General features: G+C 61.5%; 15 protein-coding genes. 10 read left to right on the forward strand and 5 right to left on the reverse strand.

The annotated features are described in order from the left end of the window. The first annotated feature begins 100 nt into the window (after positions 1–100). Positions 101–352 carry a hypothetical protein gene (locus ACW5IY_RS06360; RefSeq protein WP_049433985.1) on the forward strand — a complete coding sequence of 84 codons (252 nt, stop codon included), beginning with the start codon at positions 101–103 and terminating at the stop codon, positions 350–352. A 280-nt stretch (positions 353–632) separates the two neighbouring features. Here the strand turns inward: ACW5IY_RS06360 and ACW5IY_RS06365 are convergent, their stop codons facing one another. Beyond that, positions 633–875 carry a BLUF domain-containing protein gene (locus ACW5IY_RS06365; protein ID WP_080353422.1) on the reverse strand — a complete coding sequence of 81 codons (243 nt, stop codon included), beginning with the start codon at positions 873–875 and terminating at the stop codon, positions 633–635. A gap of 2158 nt (positions 876–3033) precedes the next feature. Here ACW5IY_RS06365 and ACW5IY_RS06370 point away from each other — a divergent pair. From ACW5IY_RS06370 to ACW5IY_RS06385, 4 genes are all read left to right on the forward strand, one after another. After that, positions 3034–3468 (forward strand): BLUF domain-containing protein, encoded by a 435-nt coding sequence (locus ACW5IY_RS06370; protein WP_049433983.1) that lies wholly within the window; start codon positions 3034–3036, stop codon positions 3466–3468. Positions 3469–3654: 186 nt separating this feature from the next. Continuing rightward, positions 3655–3837 (forward strand): hypothetical protein, encoded by a 183-nt coding sequence (locus ACW5IY_RS06375; protein ID WP_152906212.1) that lies wholly within the window; start codon positions 3655–3657, stop codon positions 3835–3837. Positions 3838–3898: 61 nt separating this feature from the next. Beyond that, a complete protein-coding gene (locus tag ACW5IY_RS06380; protein WP_049433981.1) occupies positions 3899–4372 on the forward strand; it encodes a BLUF domain-containing protein in 474 nt (157 codons plus the stop codon). Positions 4373–4854: 482 nt separating this feature from the next. Further along, positions 4855–6585: an ATP-binding protein gene (locus ACW5IY_RS06385; RefSeq protein ID WP_457327050.1), complete on the forward strand. Its 1731-nt coding sequence runs from the start codon at positions 4855–4857 to the stop codon at positions 6583–6585. On the opposite strand, the gene ACW5IY_RS06390 is transcribed toward ACW5IY_RS06385, so the two are convergent. Continuing rightward, positions 6542–6913: a response regulator gene (locus ACW5IY_RS06390; RefSeq protein ID WP_049433980.1), complete on the reverse strand. Its 372-nt coding sequence runs from the start codon at positions 6911–6913 to the stop codon at positions 6542–6544. The genes ACW5IY_RS06385 and ACW5IY_RS06390 overlap by 44 nt on opposite strands. Before the next feature lie 1086 nt (positions 6914–7999). Between ACW5IY_RS06390 and ACW5IY_RS06395 the strand changes: the two genes are divergently transcribed. Next, complete coding sequence (locus tag ACW5IY_RS06395) at positions 8000–8233, forward strand: hypothetical protein (protein WP_049433978.1); 234 nt, start codon at positions 8000–8002, stop codon at positions 8231–8233. 48 nt (positions 8234–8281) lie between these two features. Beyond that, positions 8282–8896, forward strand: a complete 615-nt coding sequence (locus ACW5IY_RS06400; RefSeq protein ID WP_049433977.1) for a hypothetical protein — start codon at positions 8282–8284, stop codon at positions 8894–8896. 3 nt (positions 8897–8899) lie between these two features. Here ACW5IY_RS06400 and ACW5IY_RS06405 read toward each other — a convergent pair whose 3' ends face one another. The 3 genes from ACW5IY_RS06405 to ACW5IY_RS06415 form a co-directional block, all read right to left on the reverse strand. Continuing rightward, positions 8900–9187, reverse strand: coding sequence for a hypothetical protein (locus tag ACW5IY_RS06405; RefSeq protein ID WP_049433976.1), 288 nt, complete (start codon positions 9185–9187; stop codon positions 8900–8902). Between the two features lie 960 nt (positions 9188–10147). Continuing rightward, positions 10148–11593 (reverse strand): EAL domain-containing protein, encoded by a 1446-nt coding sequence (locus ACW5IY_RS06410; protein WP_049434012.1) that lies wholly within the window; start codon positions 11591–11593, stop codon positions 10148–10150. Positions 11594–12038: 445 nt separating this feature from the next. Further along, positions 12039–12425 (reverse strand): hypothetical protein, encoded by a 387-nt coding sequence (locus ACW5IY_RS06415; RefSeq protein ID WP_049433975.1) that lies wholly within the window; start codon positions 12423–12425, stop codon positions 12039–12041. Between the two features lie 1189 nt (positions 12426–13614). Here ACW5IY_RS06415 and ACW5IY_RS06420 point away from each other — a divergent pair. From ACW5IY_RS06420 to ACW5IY_RS06430, 3 genes are all read left to right on the forward strand, one after another. After that, entirely contained in the window at positions 13615–13803 is a 189-nt protein-coding gene (locus ACW5IY_RS06420; protein WP_049433973.1) for a hypothetical protein, read from the forward strand. A gap of 237 nt (positions 13804–14040) precedes the next feature. Beyond that, on the forward strand, positions 14041–14514 hold the full coding sequence (locus ACW5IY_RS06425; protein WP_457327052.1) for a hypothetical protein: 474 nt from the start codon (positions 14041–14043) through the stop codon (positions 14512–14514). A gap of 197 nt (positions 14515–14711) precedes the next feature. After that, positions 14712–15296 carry a ParA family protein gene (locus ACW5IY_RS06430; protein WP_049433970.1) on the forward strand — a complete coding sequence of 195 codons (585 nt, stop codon included), beginning with the start codon at positions 14712–14714 and terminating at the stop codon, positions 15294–15296. Position 15297: the final 1 nt, after the last annotated feature.

Here is a 15297-nt window from a genome sequence, read left to right on the forward strand (position 1 = left end):
CCTCAGCAGCCAAAGCAGATCCGGCCGAGAGGTCATTTATCGCCCTCTTGCCTCGCTCATCCGCGTAAGATTGATCCCAGCCTACCATTGCAAACCGGTCATGAAGACAGAGGGTTTCCGCCACACCATGCGAGACACGATGGGTGGGCATACCTACGTTGTCACCATCACCAGTCCGACCGATGATGTCTTCCACTACTTGGCGACGGTAGACGGTGTGGACGTCAAGGTGCGGGAGAGGGGTGTGATCCGTAATAAGGGCGACGCGATGCAGCTAGCCTTGGCCGCCGTCGAACGGCACATCGCAGACCTGTCTCACAAGATCGCCCACGATTCGACTACGGCAAGTTGATAGCGCACCAGCGTTGTTCTGAAACTGCGGTTCTCGCAACCGCGTGTGGCTAACCGCCGTGAGTGGATCTCTGGCGCGCGTGGGAAGCAGGGGCTGCCTCCCCTTGGGCTGCGGCCTTACGCCAAGATCTGGCGCAGAAGCAACAAGCCACCGACCGGGTTGCCGGCGTGATCCAGCGAGCGGTCCAAACTTCCCCACGGGGCGACGAACAGCCGATCCAGCACAGTGTTGGGCTGCATAAAGCAGCTCATGTCCCAAGCCGGGAAGCGCCGGGTTTCGATCAGCGATTCCCAAGCACATGGAGGTTGGTGTGGTCATCGCTGGCCCTGATGCGTCCAATGGCGCCTTCTATGCCATCGTTTGGTCCCTCCACGTATTGGAGAAAGCGGGCTCCATCGAAGAGCATCGCTCCTGTCACGCCGCCTAGCCGGTTGAAGCGTTGTGCACCGCGCACGATCTGATCGAGGCGGGTGGAATCAATTCCCGGGTCGGCAACGCTTCGGTAGGCAACGGCTCGCAGCATGGATGGGCTCGTTTGAAGTGGATTGAACACGATACTCCCTAGTGGTTCGCCGCGCTTGGCCGATCCAGTTCATCGCGCACCTGACTAAATCGGCTTCACGTGAGGCTCAGCAGCGCAGCACGCTGCCTTCTCCCTCGCCGCCTGATGCTAAGCCATACGCCACGGTTGGTAACTTGAATGTGCGAGCGGGACGCGAATGAAAGCTGTGGTGCGGCTGGTGAGACTGGACGGTTTCGCTTGGTCTGGGTCGAGCGCGAGAGCGCGGGTCCGCAGGCGGTGTCCAAAGCGCTGAAAGTCCACGCCCGTTGCCACATGTGCGACAGTGATTTCGTTTCAAGCGAGCCCATTGGGCTGACATCGATCTCCGGTGGCGCCGTGCTCAGCTGCAGCCATTGCAGCAACCGCTAGGCGATAGGTCAGGGCCTCTTCGACGATCTCCCTCCGGCATCACGCTGACTGGCGCTTTGATCGACGCGTCAAATGCCGCTGCAAAGGCGATCCCGGCGTCACTGCTCCAAAGGCGCCAAATCTCCTCCAGACCTAGCATGGCATTCGCGTTGCATCCCGGACAAGTGACCCAGACACCCGCGTTATCCGTCTGCAGTCCGCCACCGATGGTGACGGTGGACCTAGCTCGGCACGCTTGGCAGGTCATCAGGATAGCTGCAGATCCAGCCCTCGCCCCCTTGCTCAGCAGTGTGGGATCGACTTGGTGGATTACAAAGACGGTCGAAGATTGCATTGAACGGTCAACGCGAAGAGAGAGCGCTGTCGGAAGCGGAGCGAGCAGTGTGAGATGTTTCTGACCAAATATGAACAGGATCACTGATGAAGACGGGTGCATTGCCTGGACTGTTCAATCAACTCGATTTCCCGGTTCCAAGCACTAGTAGGAGGTCAGAAGTGGGCGGTTGCAACGGCAACAAATGACGCGGCTGGCTTTCACGCCGATATCACGCGGTTGTGGCGATCTTCACTTGTAGCGGACAGGGGACTGCTGAGCGCCAATGGCCCGGGCGCTCAGAGGTGCTGCCACCCCACGGGCCTGCAGGACCCCCGCCATGGACCTCCTTTTGTCTCTTGCTCTTGTGATCTTGGCTGCCGCAGCTGCGTTGGGGTTGCTCCAACTCGCAATCGCGCTTTTCAAAGCGCCGTCGTGTCGGCAATGGCTGCGCCGCGGAGAACCGAAATGATGCGTTCGTTTCGCTACGCCTACCAAAAGGCTCGCACTTGGCACAGCTCCGTGCCGACATCGATTTGGGCCGGATTTCGCTATTCGTTGACTGGCGACACGGGCTACTTCAAGTCGCACGGTGGATGGCGTCTGTCTCGCGTGCACCGCGGAACTGAATCGGCGGAGCCATGAGCGCCTCGGTGCTCAAGCTGAGCCTGGCGAGGCAGTTAAAGGATTAGGCCCTGCGCAGCCTGCTCGGGTTGTTTCGCCCGGAGAACGGCATGTTGTGGTGCTGTGAGCGCGCCTACCTGGACGGCCGAAATGGTGGGCAGCGCGTGGGCGTTGCTCTCACCGCTGCCGCTGCCTGATACTGAACCCGTCCATCGCTGGAAGCTCCCAAGTCGGTCGTCCACGGGCGACAGGCGGGACGAATCGATCAACCCGGTCAACAACGAGCAGCCCGATGATACGCAGCAAGCTGGCTCACAAGCGCGTTCTCGCCCAAGGCGGATCAGTTCTGGTCTGGTTGACTTCGTTCAGAAAAAAGTACCTCTTCACCGCTAGTGGCATCGGGACGCCTGGGCAATACGGTATGGAGCTACGGCAGGACACGAAAGCAAGTCGGAGAGCCCTCCAAGTGCGCTTTGCGGGATCGAAGTTTCATGAGGTTTTCGTGAGCGATGAATCCGCCTCAGTGATCTTTGTCCATCGGTCTTTAACGTCGGCTGGACCGCGAGACGGGATATTTTTTCTGTGCAGCACTTCGGTCGTTGAGGCCGCAGTCCTCGCGCACCTCGGGGCGACGCTGCCCTACCAGGTCAAGTCTCTTGCAGCCAGCTTGATCTAGGATGGTCCTAACCATGGCGCATCCTTAAGCGTTCAGAAGGACCGCAACTTCGGTCCGAGCCCGCCTGCGTTTTCTACACAGCTGATCTACTCTTGGCCTGTTTAGACTCACTGGTTCCGAGTTGGAGGTGGCCCTCAATGCCCAAGTGTGCAGTGGTGTTCGTGAGCGCGGCGGTGGAGGGCATCGGTGATGAGCGCTTGGCCGAAGTCATGCGTGCAGGCCGAGAGTTCAATGCCAAGTGCGGCTCGCATGCAGTCGTATGCTTCGACGGCAGCAGGTTTTTAACGTATATGGAAGGCGCAGCGAGTGCGGTGGCTGCCAGCTGCGTTTACACCGAGTCCGTCACCCTGCATACCGAAATCGTTGAGCTGGCGCGGGGATCCATCCAGCAGTTGCGGTTTCCTGCGCATGCATTGCTCTTTCTGCCGATTTCAGAAGCCGAGCTCAAAACACTGATGAGGTCGAACTGGGTGAATCTCTCCCAACGCTTCGGAGGGAAATTCATCCCAGAAACGGGGATGGAGCGGCTTGCCGCATTGGCCGGCAATCGTCCCGATGACGTCCCGCGGTGATGGGTAACGGATTCTCTCTGTAGGCCGCCCGATTCACGTTGCAAAGTGGAAGCAGGGGAGTCATCAACTTGAGGCATTCGACAGGGGCATGCCATGCGGTTGGAATTTACTCACAGCCACATCTACCCAGGGGCCACTGCGTCCCTGACAGGCGAGCAGGCTGAACCGGGCGAGAGAACCACCTGCTTGGTCGAGCTCAGTGATGGCGTGGTCCTCTCGACCAGCTGTCTGATTCAAGGGGGTGAGATCCTGCTCTCCATGCCGGACTACCTGACCGCTCGTGGGGCGAAGATTCCGGCAAAGGACTGGGTGCTGAGGGAGGATCTGGAAACAGGCGCCTGGAAGGCAAAATCAAAGGTTGCCGTGTAGCACTTGTTGCTCTTCCCGACCCGTCAGGTTGTTGGGTCTGAAGCAATCTTAGGAGCGTGTCATGCCAAACCGTGCGGTGGTTTTTGTGAGTGAGGCCAGCCCCACCCTTGGCCTTGGGCGGCTGGTTGAGTTGATGGCCGATGCGGAGCGGTTCAACAGGCAGGCCGGCGTGACCGGGGTGACCTTGTACGACGGGGCCAGGTTCCTGTCCTACATGGAGGGTCCGCCCGATGGCCTTCGCGTTGCCTACGCCAGGGCATCCGAAGCGCGCAGCCACCTGAACTTGATCGAGTTGGCACGGGGACGTGTCTCGCAACGTCGGCTGCCGCAGTGGCCTATGCGGCTGTTTGAGGCCAAGGAGGGCCAGCTGCAGAGCATTGCGATGGCAGACTGGGCCAGCTTCGCTCAGCGGGGCGACGCGGACGCAATGAATGCAACGGCGATGGATCTCCTTGTGCGCTTCACGGGAGGGCCGTCTGCCTCCGTCTACGTGGGGCTCCTCTCGAAGCCACTCAGCGAAGGAGGGGCGAAATGAGCACCGTGGCGACTGGTCTGTCACCCGGCGGAAGGGATGCTGGGGTCTCCTCTCGCGCTCCCGATGAAGCGTTGGCAAAGCTGAGGAGATTCCGTCTGCCGAGAGCAGAAGTCGTCCCAACTGGCTTGAACCAGCTGCTGACCGTGTGGAAAATTTGACCCGACCTTGTGGAACGGCAACCCACATGAACATTCTCTTCGTGGACATTGAAACCTCCATCTGTGAGGTGGTTGGAGTTGGACTAAGAGAGCTCGGCTATGACGTCGAATGCTTCGAATCCACCTCAGGAGCCTTGCGCGCAGCGCAAGCGAGGCACGTCGACGTCGTCGTTCTGGATGTGCCCGCCAGCGCTGCCGCCCGACGCAGTGCATACAAGTTGGCAGACGAGCTTTGGCGCGATGGCATTGCTTTCTTCTTTACCTCCACGCTTCATCCGAACGATGTGGTCTCGCAGCGGGAAGAAAATTTGGGCGCACGGCGCAATGACCGTGTTGCGCGGAGAAGAAAACCAAGCGGTGGGCTACGTGGTCGTCTTTCGGGACCGCACTGCGGAGCGCGACGCGTCCGAAGCCTTGGCGCAAAGCGAGCGGCGTCTGGGGGCACTGGTGGCCGCGGCCACCCAGTCGCTTTACTCAGTCTCCCCCGATTGGCAGCACGTCGAGCAGATTTATCGCCAAGGGGACATGGCCGAGCTCAAGGCCACTGGGGGCGCCTGGCGTGAACAGCTGATCCACCCCGAGGACAGGCCGGAGGTGGAATTGGCCATCGCTCATGCCCGAGAGCTGGCTTCGCCGTTGGAGGTCGAACACCGCGCTTTGCTCGCCGACGGCACCGTCCGTTGGGTCCAGTTGCGCGAAGTCCCGTTGATGGACAGCGAAGGGAACGTCAGCGAGTGGTTCGGTGCAGCCTCCGACATCACCGATCGCCGCGTGGCTCAAGAGCGCTTGCAGCAGTTGACCGCAACGCTTGAAGAGCGGGTGCAGGCCCGCACTGAAGAGCTGATGGCGATGGAGGAGCGGCTGAGACAGGGCCAGAAGATGGAGTCCCTCGGCCAACTGACCGGCGGCATTGCCCACGACTTCAACAACATGCTCACAGCGGTTTCCATGGGCTTGGAGCTGTTGGAGATGCGCGTCGGCCAAGGCCGTTTGGAGGACCTGGGTCGCTACGTGGAGATGGCTCGAACCGGGGCCGACCGGGCTGCAGCGCTAACCCAACGACTGTTGGCGTTCTCTCGCCGGCAGACGTTGGCACCGTCGGCCATCCACGTGTCGGCCATGGTGAACGGGATGCTCGACATCCTGTCCCGCTCTATCGGGCCCTCCATTGAGATCGAGACGCGGTTGGATGCAGTGGAGGACGTCGTGCGGGTGGATGCTCCGCAGCTGGAAAACGCCCTTCTCAACCTGTGCATCAACGCGCGAGATGCCATGCCGGATGGAGGACGCATCTCGATTGAGACAGAGCTCTCACACGTCGATGGCGGGCTGGCGGAGCGTTTGGCGCTGACTCCTGGACCCTATGTTCGCTTGTCGGTCCGAGACACGGGAACCGGCATGGACGCACGCGTTGTTGAAAAGGTGTTCGAGCCCTTCTTCACGACCAAGCCGATCGGGCAGGGCACGGGGTTGGGCTTGTCGATGATTTACGGATTCACGCGCCAATCCGGCGGTCAGGTGGCGGTTGACTCCATTCCGGGGGGGGGGGGGGGCACGACGATGCACCTTTATTTGCCGCAGAGCACGGCGGATGCCGATGACCGTATCCAGGAGATGGCCACGCTTGTGCCAGCGACGTCGCCTGGTCGTTCGGTTCTTCTGGTAGAAGACGAGACCGCCATACGCACGCTGGTGAAAGAGGTGCTGAGCAGTTTGGGCCACCGCGTGACGGAAGCTGCAAACGGCAGCGACGCCCTCACTGTGCTTGCCAGCGAACAGCACTTTGATCTGCTGATCACGGACGTGGGCCTGACGGGCTCGCTCAATGGGCGACAGGTGGCGGACGCGGGCCGGCAGCGCCGTCCGACCCTGCCGGTGTTGTTCATCACTGGCTATGCAGCAAGCGTCGCGGTGGGGGCCGGCCAGCTCGAGTCTGGCATGGAGATACTCAGCAAGCCGTTCGCCGCGGGGGAGTTGGAGAGGAGAGTGACCGAGTTGTTGCTGGAAGCCGTCAAAGCGTCGAACGAACCGTTCCCAGCAACTCCCGCAGCGTGAAAGGCTTCTTGAGCAGCATGACGTCGTTTTGGAGGAAGTGCGGGTCTGCGCCGGACACGCCCGCGTAACCGGTGACCAGCAGGACCCTCAAAGAAGGGTGGCGTGCCATGGCGTGCTCGGCGAGATCGCGCCCGTTCATCCCCGGCAGGCCCACGTCCGAGATGAGCAGATCGAAGGGGGGCTGCTGCTCCAGGCGCTCCACAGCCGATTCGGCGTCGCCCACCGCAGTGATGTCGTAGCCGCTGTCTTTGAGAACGTCCTGCGTCAATTCGCGGATGGCTACGTCGTCCTCTACAAGAAGGATGCGAGGGGTACGAGAAGCAGTCACGGCAAACCCGGTTGATCAAAAATTCGGGGGATCATGCAGGACTGCGAGTAAAGCGCTAGTGCATCCCTGTGATGACGGCAATCACTGGAAGGCGAGAGTGCCGTCGTGCCTTGACGCGGTCTTGGCACGAGCGCTGGATACTCCTTCCCCACCCCCTCCAGCCTGGACACTTCCGCTATGGCCCGATCCGCCCCCGAACTGCCGGCATCGTCGCCCCACGCCCTTCGCGTGGAAATCATGCAACTGGAGTGCGGTGATACCGCGGTGATCGTCGAATTTGAATCCGAACCGCCCCCGTCGTGGCGAGCTCTTCTGACGAAGAAGTTGGCAGACGTGGAAGGACTTGAGCTGGCTTTCGCCCAGTTTGAAGGGCGGGTTCTCTACGTGCTGGGTGCGGAGGGGGGGAGGGGAGGAAGCGTCCACAGGGTGAGTCAATTGTTGCGGTCTCTTCCCGGCCATCCTGGGGGCTCAAACTTGCTGGATGAGCCTGTGGGCCGGGGCGTCCCGGGGCCGGAGCAGGCTCTAGCGACGCACGCCTGAGCGCGCTGTTCAAAAGACGAGTTAAACGCCCGGCCGGAAGAGAGGCCGAGCTCGGTTCGATGGCGCTAGCATCGCAGATTGATCACGCAAGGCAGCTATGTACGTTGAGGTATACCACCGGGTGGGATTTTGGGCCCGGATCACAGGGGCGGAAGGTTGGCGCTGGCGGCTGGTGGCGCCACGCGGGCATGTTTTGATGGCTCCCCGGGAGACGTTCGCCAGTCGGCAGGCGTGCTTGGCGGCCTTGGCTCTGCTGCAGATTGGGCTCAATTCAACGGTGGAGTCGGCCGGAGATGCCCCCAACGCGCTGGGCGCGGCCCCCTCACCATGTCCCGCCCTTTCAACGCCATGACGGCGACCCCCAGGTTGGGCAGGTCACGGTCACATCGCCGGCATCCCATGAGGGCAGGGACTGAGCTATCGGGGTGCATTCGCTTGAGTGTGACTCCCTTCGTCGCAGGGCGAGCAGCGCCGGAGTAAAGGGAGCAGTTGAGGCCGGCGGCGTTCGCGTGCACACTGCTTTTAAGCAGTCAGGGTTCGAGGGCCATGGGCACTTCCAAGCCGGCCAAAGATTTGAGACGGGTCACCTTGTCGGTGGGGGAGCAGGTTTACACCTCCGAGATCTGGCGGATCAGTGAAAGCCGCTGGGTCCTCCTTGCTGTCGAGGTGCACGGCGTGGGCGCGCGCTCCGGTTTGGGAATCAAAGCGCCGTCGTGCCTCCAAGTGTTGGAAGCGGGGGAGCGGATCGCGTCTGAGATTCTCAACAAACCCTCTGGCTGAATTGGCGTTGGAAGGTTCAATCGACTGAATGGATCCCAAGGACGGCAGATGAGCATTTTGAACGTGTTGCTGAGTGCCGATCACTTGGCTGTGACCGTCGATACCCTGGCGCAAGACGCTCAAACGGGGGGGCATTCGGAGGGTGCCAAGTTGCTTCTGCTGCCTCAGCACAACGCCGTCTTGGCCACGCGTGGGTCGGCCCAGTTCTTCTTAAGAATCTACGAGCTCTGTCTCCAGGCCAGTTTCCGAGTGGACTTCACGATAGAGCGGCTGTCCGGCGAGCTCGGCGGCGTGATTGATCGCCTCTGGCCAAACTACGTGAGCGCGGCTGCAGCCGCTGGCATCCCCGTCAGCGCTATGCACACCGAGTTGGTTTTGGGCGGCTGGTCGGCGCACGCGCAGCACATGGTCGCCACCGCTTATGCCAAGTCCGAAGACGGCCACCCCGCCGTGGTTCAAGCGCTGGTGGGAGGCTTGGCGTCGCCCGGCGAGCCCTTACGGAATCAGCCGGCGAGCATGGAACGGGCGGAGTTGATGGCAGCAGGACGTTTGCAAGCCGCTTACCTCAACCGCGACAGCGAGCGGCCATTGGCGGGCGGTCGTCTGCTGGCGGCAATTCTCTCAAAGGGCCAAGCAACCGTTCTGGATCTTGGAAGTCTCTAGGGATCAGGGTAAAGCGTCGATTTGCTCGGCCACGAACCTCAGGCCATGACGCAAACCAAGTAGAAAGTCTGCATTGGAGCCTGGCTGCGGAGGCACATGGTTGTCGACGATCATGGGCATCAGGTGGGCCCATGCCAGGCGCACAGCGGATGGATTGGCAGAACTGGCCACCAACGCCCTGACCGCGTACTCCAAGGCATTGGTTTTGCCCTCAGCGTTGGACAGGCGCCTCTCGCACTCGCTCAGGCGGAGCTCCAACTTGACCAACGCATCCGTCTCATCCTCGTGCATACACCGCTTCCGTTGGCTGGCCACCGAATCGTGGCCCAGCAGCAGTGTGGCCCCAAGCTCAAGCGTAGGAAACCGGTGAGCGTTCAGCTTGACTGCACCGTCAATCGGTCCCTTCAGTCAGCGCGTAGAGGTCCGCTCTTGGATCAGGGCTCGCCTAGCGCTGGTGGTGAAGTTGGTTGGCAGAGCTCTTCCAACCTTGCTCGTGCCACTGCCTGGCGGTTGTCGCACATCGGGCAAGTGAGCACGGCCGAGCCGTCCAAGTCCAGCAGGCCATGCCCTGGCACCAATCGCAGTTGTCGGCCGCACTCCAGGCAAGCGCAGCTGACCCGCGTGACCTGCAAGAGCAGGCCGTCCGCCCGCAGCACTCCTTCAACCTGATCGATGAAAAAACGCCCAACGTTGGGCATGAAGATGAACAAAAAGCTGAACAGAGGGGAATGCATATGATGCACCGCGACATCCCCAACGGAACCTCATAGGAAAATTCAATTCTGAAGAATGCAGCTACGGCATCGTCCCCGCTGTCCTCGCGCCCGATACATGAGCGCGGTTCGATCCCACTGTTGCCGCAGCAGAAATATGACCAAGAGGCGCGCTGTACGCTGACAGCCCACGGCACAGCGAAGGGACCGAGCGGCGCTGTTGGAAAGCGCTCAGCCAGTACGTTCACCAGCAAAAAGCCAGACCAGCGGCTAGGCGGTTTCGACCACTGGTTTGGTGCGCGGCGCACGTTGGCCTAGAAAGGCCAGTGGCTAGGGGTGCCGATCACGACGATGCCCTGAATTGCCGGGGCGTCACCTAGGGCGAGGGGGAGTCACCCCGTTGGTTCGGCGGCGCCAACTGGGGTCAGCGCCATAGCGGAGAGTTTCACGATTGTCGCGTCCATCGGACGCACGGACATCTTGCTAGGACGGAGGTCAAGCGCCAGTGAACAGGCTTGGGTCCAGCCGCGCGGGAGGGCTACCCAACCTGGATGGCGGCCAGAGCGTCTTTTGTTGAGAGAGGCCGGCCGTAATGCCATCCCTGGCCGATGGCGTCCGGCGCGATCCGGTAGAGCAGCAAATCTTGCTCTTCTGTTTCGACGCCTTCTGCGATGACATCCAGCCCAAGCTCACGTGCGATGCGATACATCCCTGGCAACACGGGCCGCAGGGGGGAGTCCTCGTTGATAGCGGCCACGAACATGCGATCGATCTTGATTCCTCGAAACGGCGATTGGGCGAGGTGGGAGAAATTCGCGCTGCCCGTCCCGAAGTCGTCGATCAAGAACCGGTATCCCAGAACCGAGAGGGCCTGCATGTTGCTCTTGGCGGTGGCAGACACGAGTTCTTCCCGTTCGGTGATTTCGATGCGAATTTGTTCGGGGAGCACGCCAAAATCGGTGGTAACGCTGCTGATGTAGCGAACGATGCACTCTTGGGCCATGTCCACAGGCTCGGCATTGATGCTCACGTAGAGGTTCCTGTGCTCCCGCAAAGCGGGGGCGAGGTCATTCATGGCACGGGCCAGGACGTATCGAAAAAGATCAGGACTCAGGCCGAGGCGGTGGGCGATGGGCACAAAGATGGCCGGCGGGATTTCATCGTCTCCCGGCGGGCGCCAGCGGCTGAGCGCTTCAAATCCCACGAGCTCCCGCGTGCCAATCCGACGCAGGGGCTGGTAGGCCAGTTCGATCTCGCTGCGCTTCAGCGCAAGCACCAGCCGTTGCTGGATGGTTTGCCGTGCCGTGATTCGGTGTTTGATCAGCAGGAACGCCAGCAACAGCCCCGCCGACGCCCCGGCTGCCAAGATGGTGGTGAGCAACGCCGAGGGCAGCTCGGACACCACGTGCCTAGGGCTGGTGACGAAGGCGCAGATGTCAGCCACATGGCTGCAATGCTGAGCTTGGACGACAGAGGGGTTGCCGACGCGGCTGGTCGGGGACAAGGTCCGGAATGCAAATGATCGGTCCTTCGTTTCGATGCTGATGGAGCTGCTGCGCGCAGGGTCCAAGCTCTCGAAGGCAGACGGAGAAGACACGGTGAACGTGTCGCCTTGGGCGATCAGATTGGACCCGGTGTAGGGGGAGCCAACGAGATCCGATGCATGCCAAATCCGGACACCTCCGCTGGAGAAGCGTGGAGCGGGGAGGCTGTAGGGGCGCGAGCGCCCCCAAAGGGCGCTGCAGACAAGGCGTCCGTCTTGGATGCGACCGATGTCGCTCATATAGCTGGAGCGAAACGCAATCTCTTTCAGCGAGTCAATGTCGGCGGCCGAGCAGCGAGGCAGCCCTATGCGAGACGCTTGTTCGGCCGCGACGCGCCTTGCGAGAGAGATAGCCTCCGAGCGTGCCACCGCGGCTTCTGCCACTGCCTCCGATCCTTCCTTGTCACGGACGTAGAGAATGGCTTGGGCGACGGCGAGCATCGCCAGAAGGCACGCCGTCGTGGCCCCTACGACCGTCAAGGCATAGCGAACCCGATCCTTTCGAACGCTCAAAGCAACCCCCGATCTGAAACGCGCCATCGCTTCGCTGGGCTTCTCGCCTCATTTACCTTGTTACAGGTTTATCGGCAAGCTGCCCATGAACTTCAGCCCCACCTCCACTGGCTTGCAAGCCTTGATCGAACAACCACGCATCTGCGTCTGAACTGTACAGCCGCAGGCCGTGAGCGAGGCGACCGCCAGCGTTGACAACTGCGGCGGCCAATTATCGTAGATCAATACTGTTACACGGTTGGCGTGGGCAGGCGCTTGGTCGAGCCCAAGCTTGCGAGGGCACGCCTGCGCTCTCCGTCAGACACCCGATGCAATGGTGCTGTGGTGCAAGGAGCGGACGGGAGAGGTGTCGGCAGCTTGTGGGCGATGGCGCCTACTTTGGGGCGATGGGCGCGCTAGGCTGCTCTTTGATCAGCCAAGCGAGGAAGGCCAAACGATTCGGGAGAATTTCAGGTCGAACGCCCAGGCGCAAATTGCATTCGAATTCGTCGAAGTAAGCCATTCCAGCCGAGAACTCCACGCTGTTGGGTCGCATCGACTTGACCTTGGCAAGCGGCTCATCGACGGCCCCGCTACAACACGCCTTCAACATCTCCATCAGCTGCGACTTACCCACCTCGGTGAGTCCAAACCGGGCTGGCTTGCCCGGCTGGAACCAAACCAGGTCTTGATCACACAAGGCCGTCAGCCTCGTTTGCGAGGGACGAAACCCCTGGGCCGCCATGCACAGGTCTGCGAAGTGATCCAGAGGAGCGGTCATAGCGGTGGTTGTGTTCGCTCATGCAAGGCCATGCGTGTCACTGTGATGCCCACCGATCGAAGGCGCAAGCCTCTTTGCGTTCAGCGTGGACGAGGCCCGGGCTGGCCTTAATACCGGTGGCGGCCCCCAGACAGATCGAGCACTCCCTTGCTGGAGCTCCCATCCCGCGAGACGTGTGATGGAACAGGTACACCCATTGGACGATGACCGCCACGATTGGGCCGGCAGGTCGCCCACGGTCCATGGGGGTGCTGCTAGGGCTGGCTGGCCCCCTCCCCGCGTGTCTCAGCCGCCCAAGCGGATGGCGTCGTTTGGAGAGCTGCGGCCCACCTTTCCCATGAATTCCGATGATCAGCAGCCTTGTTCTTAACATGCAGTCCCTGAGCGATGGTGGGAGTGTTTGTGTCTGGCGCACCACGTTCAAGGGCAAGGTCTTCTACACCGCATGCGGGGTCGGAACCCCTGCAATGGAGCATGTCTCTGAGCGGACGGCGGTGGCTAAGCGCGCGCTTCAGGATCAGGCTGACCAAGCGGGCATGCAGCACCAGCACGACGTGTTTGTGAGAACCCCCTAAGCCGCAGGAGTCAGCATCCACTCCACGCTCACGGAGGCCTACCACCACGAGGCCGTGTTTTTCCTGTGCGCTGATCCGGCGGTTGAGCAAGAGCTTACTGCATTTTTGAACGTTGTAGCGTCGTAACATATCGCCTGGAAGGCTACTGACTACGAGACTGGTTTGACGGAAGTCGGCGGGAGCGAGCCCCTCCCCGAGAACGTTCATCGTGCTGGCGCTGCGTAGCGAGCCGGCGACGCCGTGGGAACCTTCAATACGGCTGGCCAGATCCCGAACGTTCTCCACATCCGACGCCACGTACAGCCGGATGGCGACACGGGGGTAGACCCATAACGCGGCGGCCCTAATTGCGGTGGCAACCCAGTGCGAGCAGCACTCGACCAGGCCAACGCCTGGGGCGTTAACAGGAAGGCGAGGCCAGTAGTGACGTGTCATGCACGTCGACATGCGACAGAACCGCGTTCTGACAAGCCCTGAGAGTAGTTTCTGTTTTTAGTCAAAAATGCTTCAAATCAATGGGTTGACACGGGTTGAACTTGTGGTTGGATCAGTGTGTAGGAGCGGTTTAATGGATAAACCGACCTACCCATAAATACACAAAAGAGAGTCCGCGCATGAAAATTCATCCCTCCGAAACCGCCCGCAACGACCTGGCGCACTTCCAGCTCCACACGGCCCCGCAGTTGTTGGATCGCACGAACGGATTGAACCAACTGGCGGACAAGCACCGCCGGATCCAGCGCCTCGCCACCCGGGCCCGCCATGAGCGGCGTTGGAAGAAAGAAGAGGAGCGCTCCGCATGAGCCTCTTGAACATGTCCCTGCTGTTTTAGGTCTCCTGGGCACCGCGGTGTTCTACCGGGACCTGGTCGCCAACCCCATCTCCGCCGGGCGCGCCCTGGTGCGCCTCTATCGCGCGTCAGCTCCTGTTCGACAGGGCAGCAAGGCCCAGGAAGCATCCCGCCAGTGGTGGAGCATCGTGCTGGTGCCGTTCTACGCGTTGGTGGCCTTGGTGCTCATCGGGGTTTTGGGAAGTGGGCAATGAGCGCCGGGACCGAAAGCCTCATCCGGGCCATCCAAACCAACGACCCGCTGGCGCTTTATGGGTGGCTCCACACACTCAAGGGGACGCCCGACCTGGACGCTGGCATGGCCGGCGACCCTGGCATCACTGCGTTGGCCGTCGCCTCCCTCATGTATTTCAAGGCCGTCCAGTCGGACCCGGTCTTGGCGACGCGCTATGCCGCGATGATTGAGGCGCTTATGGACGCCGGGGCCAATCCGCTGGTTCAGATCGGGGAGCGGTTCGTGGTGCGACGGGGGCACACTGGGAAGCTGGAGCGGCGACGGGTGGACGAAGGCCGAACGCTGGCGGAGGTCTGGGGGGGCGTTCTTTGCCCGGCCATGCAGGCATGGTTTGGACGCCAACGGGCAGGCGAATGGTCCCACACCGCGCTTCATCGGCCTCACCCCGCCTACGCCCACCTCCGTCGCAACCATAAAGCCGTGACCTGAAGCTCAGGCCGGCGGCTGCTCGCCGCCGAAGAGCGGAGTGGAGACAACGGCAGGGTGGGCCACGGCTCCCGCAGGGCCCCGGGGTCGCTGAACCTCCGACGTCTGCACGGCTAAACCCCTCTAGCTGCACGGCCCTTGCGGGATTAGGTTTGCATCGTAGTGTGTTGCACGACCTACCCATAAAAGGAGCCTGTCTCATGCGTCTCGTTGTCTGTTGCTTTAAAGGGGGCGTGGGGCGCACCACGCTTTCGCTCAACCTCGCCGCCGCGTTTGCCGGCCAATCCCGCGTGCTCGTCAATGACCGCGACCCGCAGTGCGGCTCCATCGCGTGGGCAGCCATTTCAGACGAAACCCCGTTCACCGTGGGCCGTTCCTCCTCGCCCGGCTTCGACCTGGAGATTCAAGACCTGCCACCCAGCGCCCCAGTAAAGGATCAGCTCCCAGACGCGGAGCTATACCTGGTTCCAACCCTGCTCGACGGAAGTAGCTTCGTGGTCTACCTCCGGACCATTGAAACCCTGCGGAAGCAGGGCAAGGCCTTCCTGCCGGTGGCCAACCGGGTGAACTTGAAGCGTGCCGAGCACCGCCGCCGGCTGGAAGATCCCAGCCTGGCAGGCGCTATCGTCATCCCCGAGCGCGCGGCGTTGGGGAGCTACTACGAGCTCGGCGAGACCGTGTTCTCCATGCGCGGCGCTGGGGTGGACAAGGCGAGAGAGGACATCCTGCGGGTAGGTCAGGCTATCCAAAAAAGGTTGGTCAACCCGGCGCGGGGGAAGGCATGAT

Source organism: Stenotrophomonas sp. C-A (assembly GCF_054030835.1).

Bases quoted from the DNA above. Each gene is read 5' to 3' on its own strand.
- ACW5IY_RS06370 (WP_049433983.1), top strand. From the start codon at position 3,034: ATGCCCAAGTGTGCAGTGGTGTTCGTGAGCGCGGCGGTGGAGGGCATC.
- ACW5IY_RS06415 (WP_049433975.1), bottom strand. From the start codon at position 12,425: ATGACCGCTCCTCTGGATCACTTCGCAGACCTGTGCATGGCGGCCCAG.
- ACW5IY_RS06380 (WP_049433981.1), top strand. From the start codon at position 3,899: ATGCCAAACCGTGCGGTGGTTTTTGTGAGTGAGGCCAGCCCCACCCTT.
- ACW5IY_RS06360 (WP_049433985.1), top strand. From the start codon at position 101: ATGAAGACAGAGGGTTTCCGCCACACCATGCGAGACACGATGGGTGGG.
- ACW5IY_RS06410 (WP_049434012.1), bottom strand. From the start codon at position 11,593: ATGCTCGCCGTCGCCCAAGCCATTCTCTACGTCCGTGACAAGGAAGGA.
- ACW5IY_RS06365 (WP_080353422.1), bottom strand. From the start codon at position 875: ATGCTGCGAGCCGTTGCCTACCGAAGCGTTGCCGACCCGGGAATTGAT.
- ACW5IY_RS06385 (WP_457327050.1), top strand. From the start codon at position 4,855: ATGACCGTGTTGCGCGGAGAAGAAAACCAAGCGGTGGGCTACGTGGTC.
- ACW5IY_RS06430 (WP_049433970.1), top strand. From the start codon at position 14,712: ATGCGTCTCGTTGTCTGTTGCTTTAAAGGGGGCGTGGGGCGCACCACG.
- ACW5IY_RS06395 (WP_049433978.1), top strand. From the start codon at position 8,000: ATGGGCACTTCCAAGCCGGCCAAAGATTTGAGACGGGTCACCTTGTCG.
- ACW5IY_RS06420 (WP_049433973.1), top strand. From the start codon at position 13,615: ATGAAAATTCATCCCTCCGAAACCGCCCGCAACGACCTGGCGCACTTC.
- ACW5IY_RS06425 (WP_457327052.1), top strand. From the start codon at position 14,041: ATGAGCGCCGGGACCGAAAGCCTCATCCGGGCCATCCAAACCAACGAC.
- ACW5IY_RS06405 (WP_049433976.1), bottom strand. From the start codon at position 9,187: ATGCACGAGGATGAGACGGATGCGTTGGTCAAGTTGGAGCTCCGCCTG.
- ACW5IY_RS06400 (WP_049433977.1), top strand. From the start codon at position 8,282: ATGAGCATTTTGAACGTGTTGCTGAGTGCCGATCACTTGGCTGTGACC.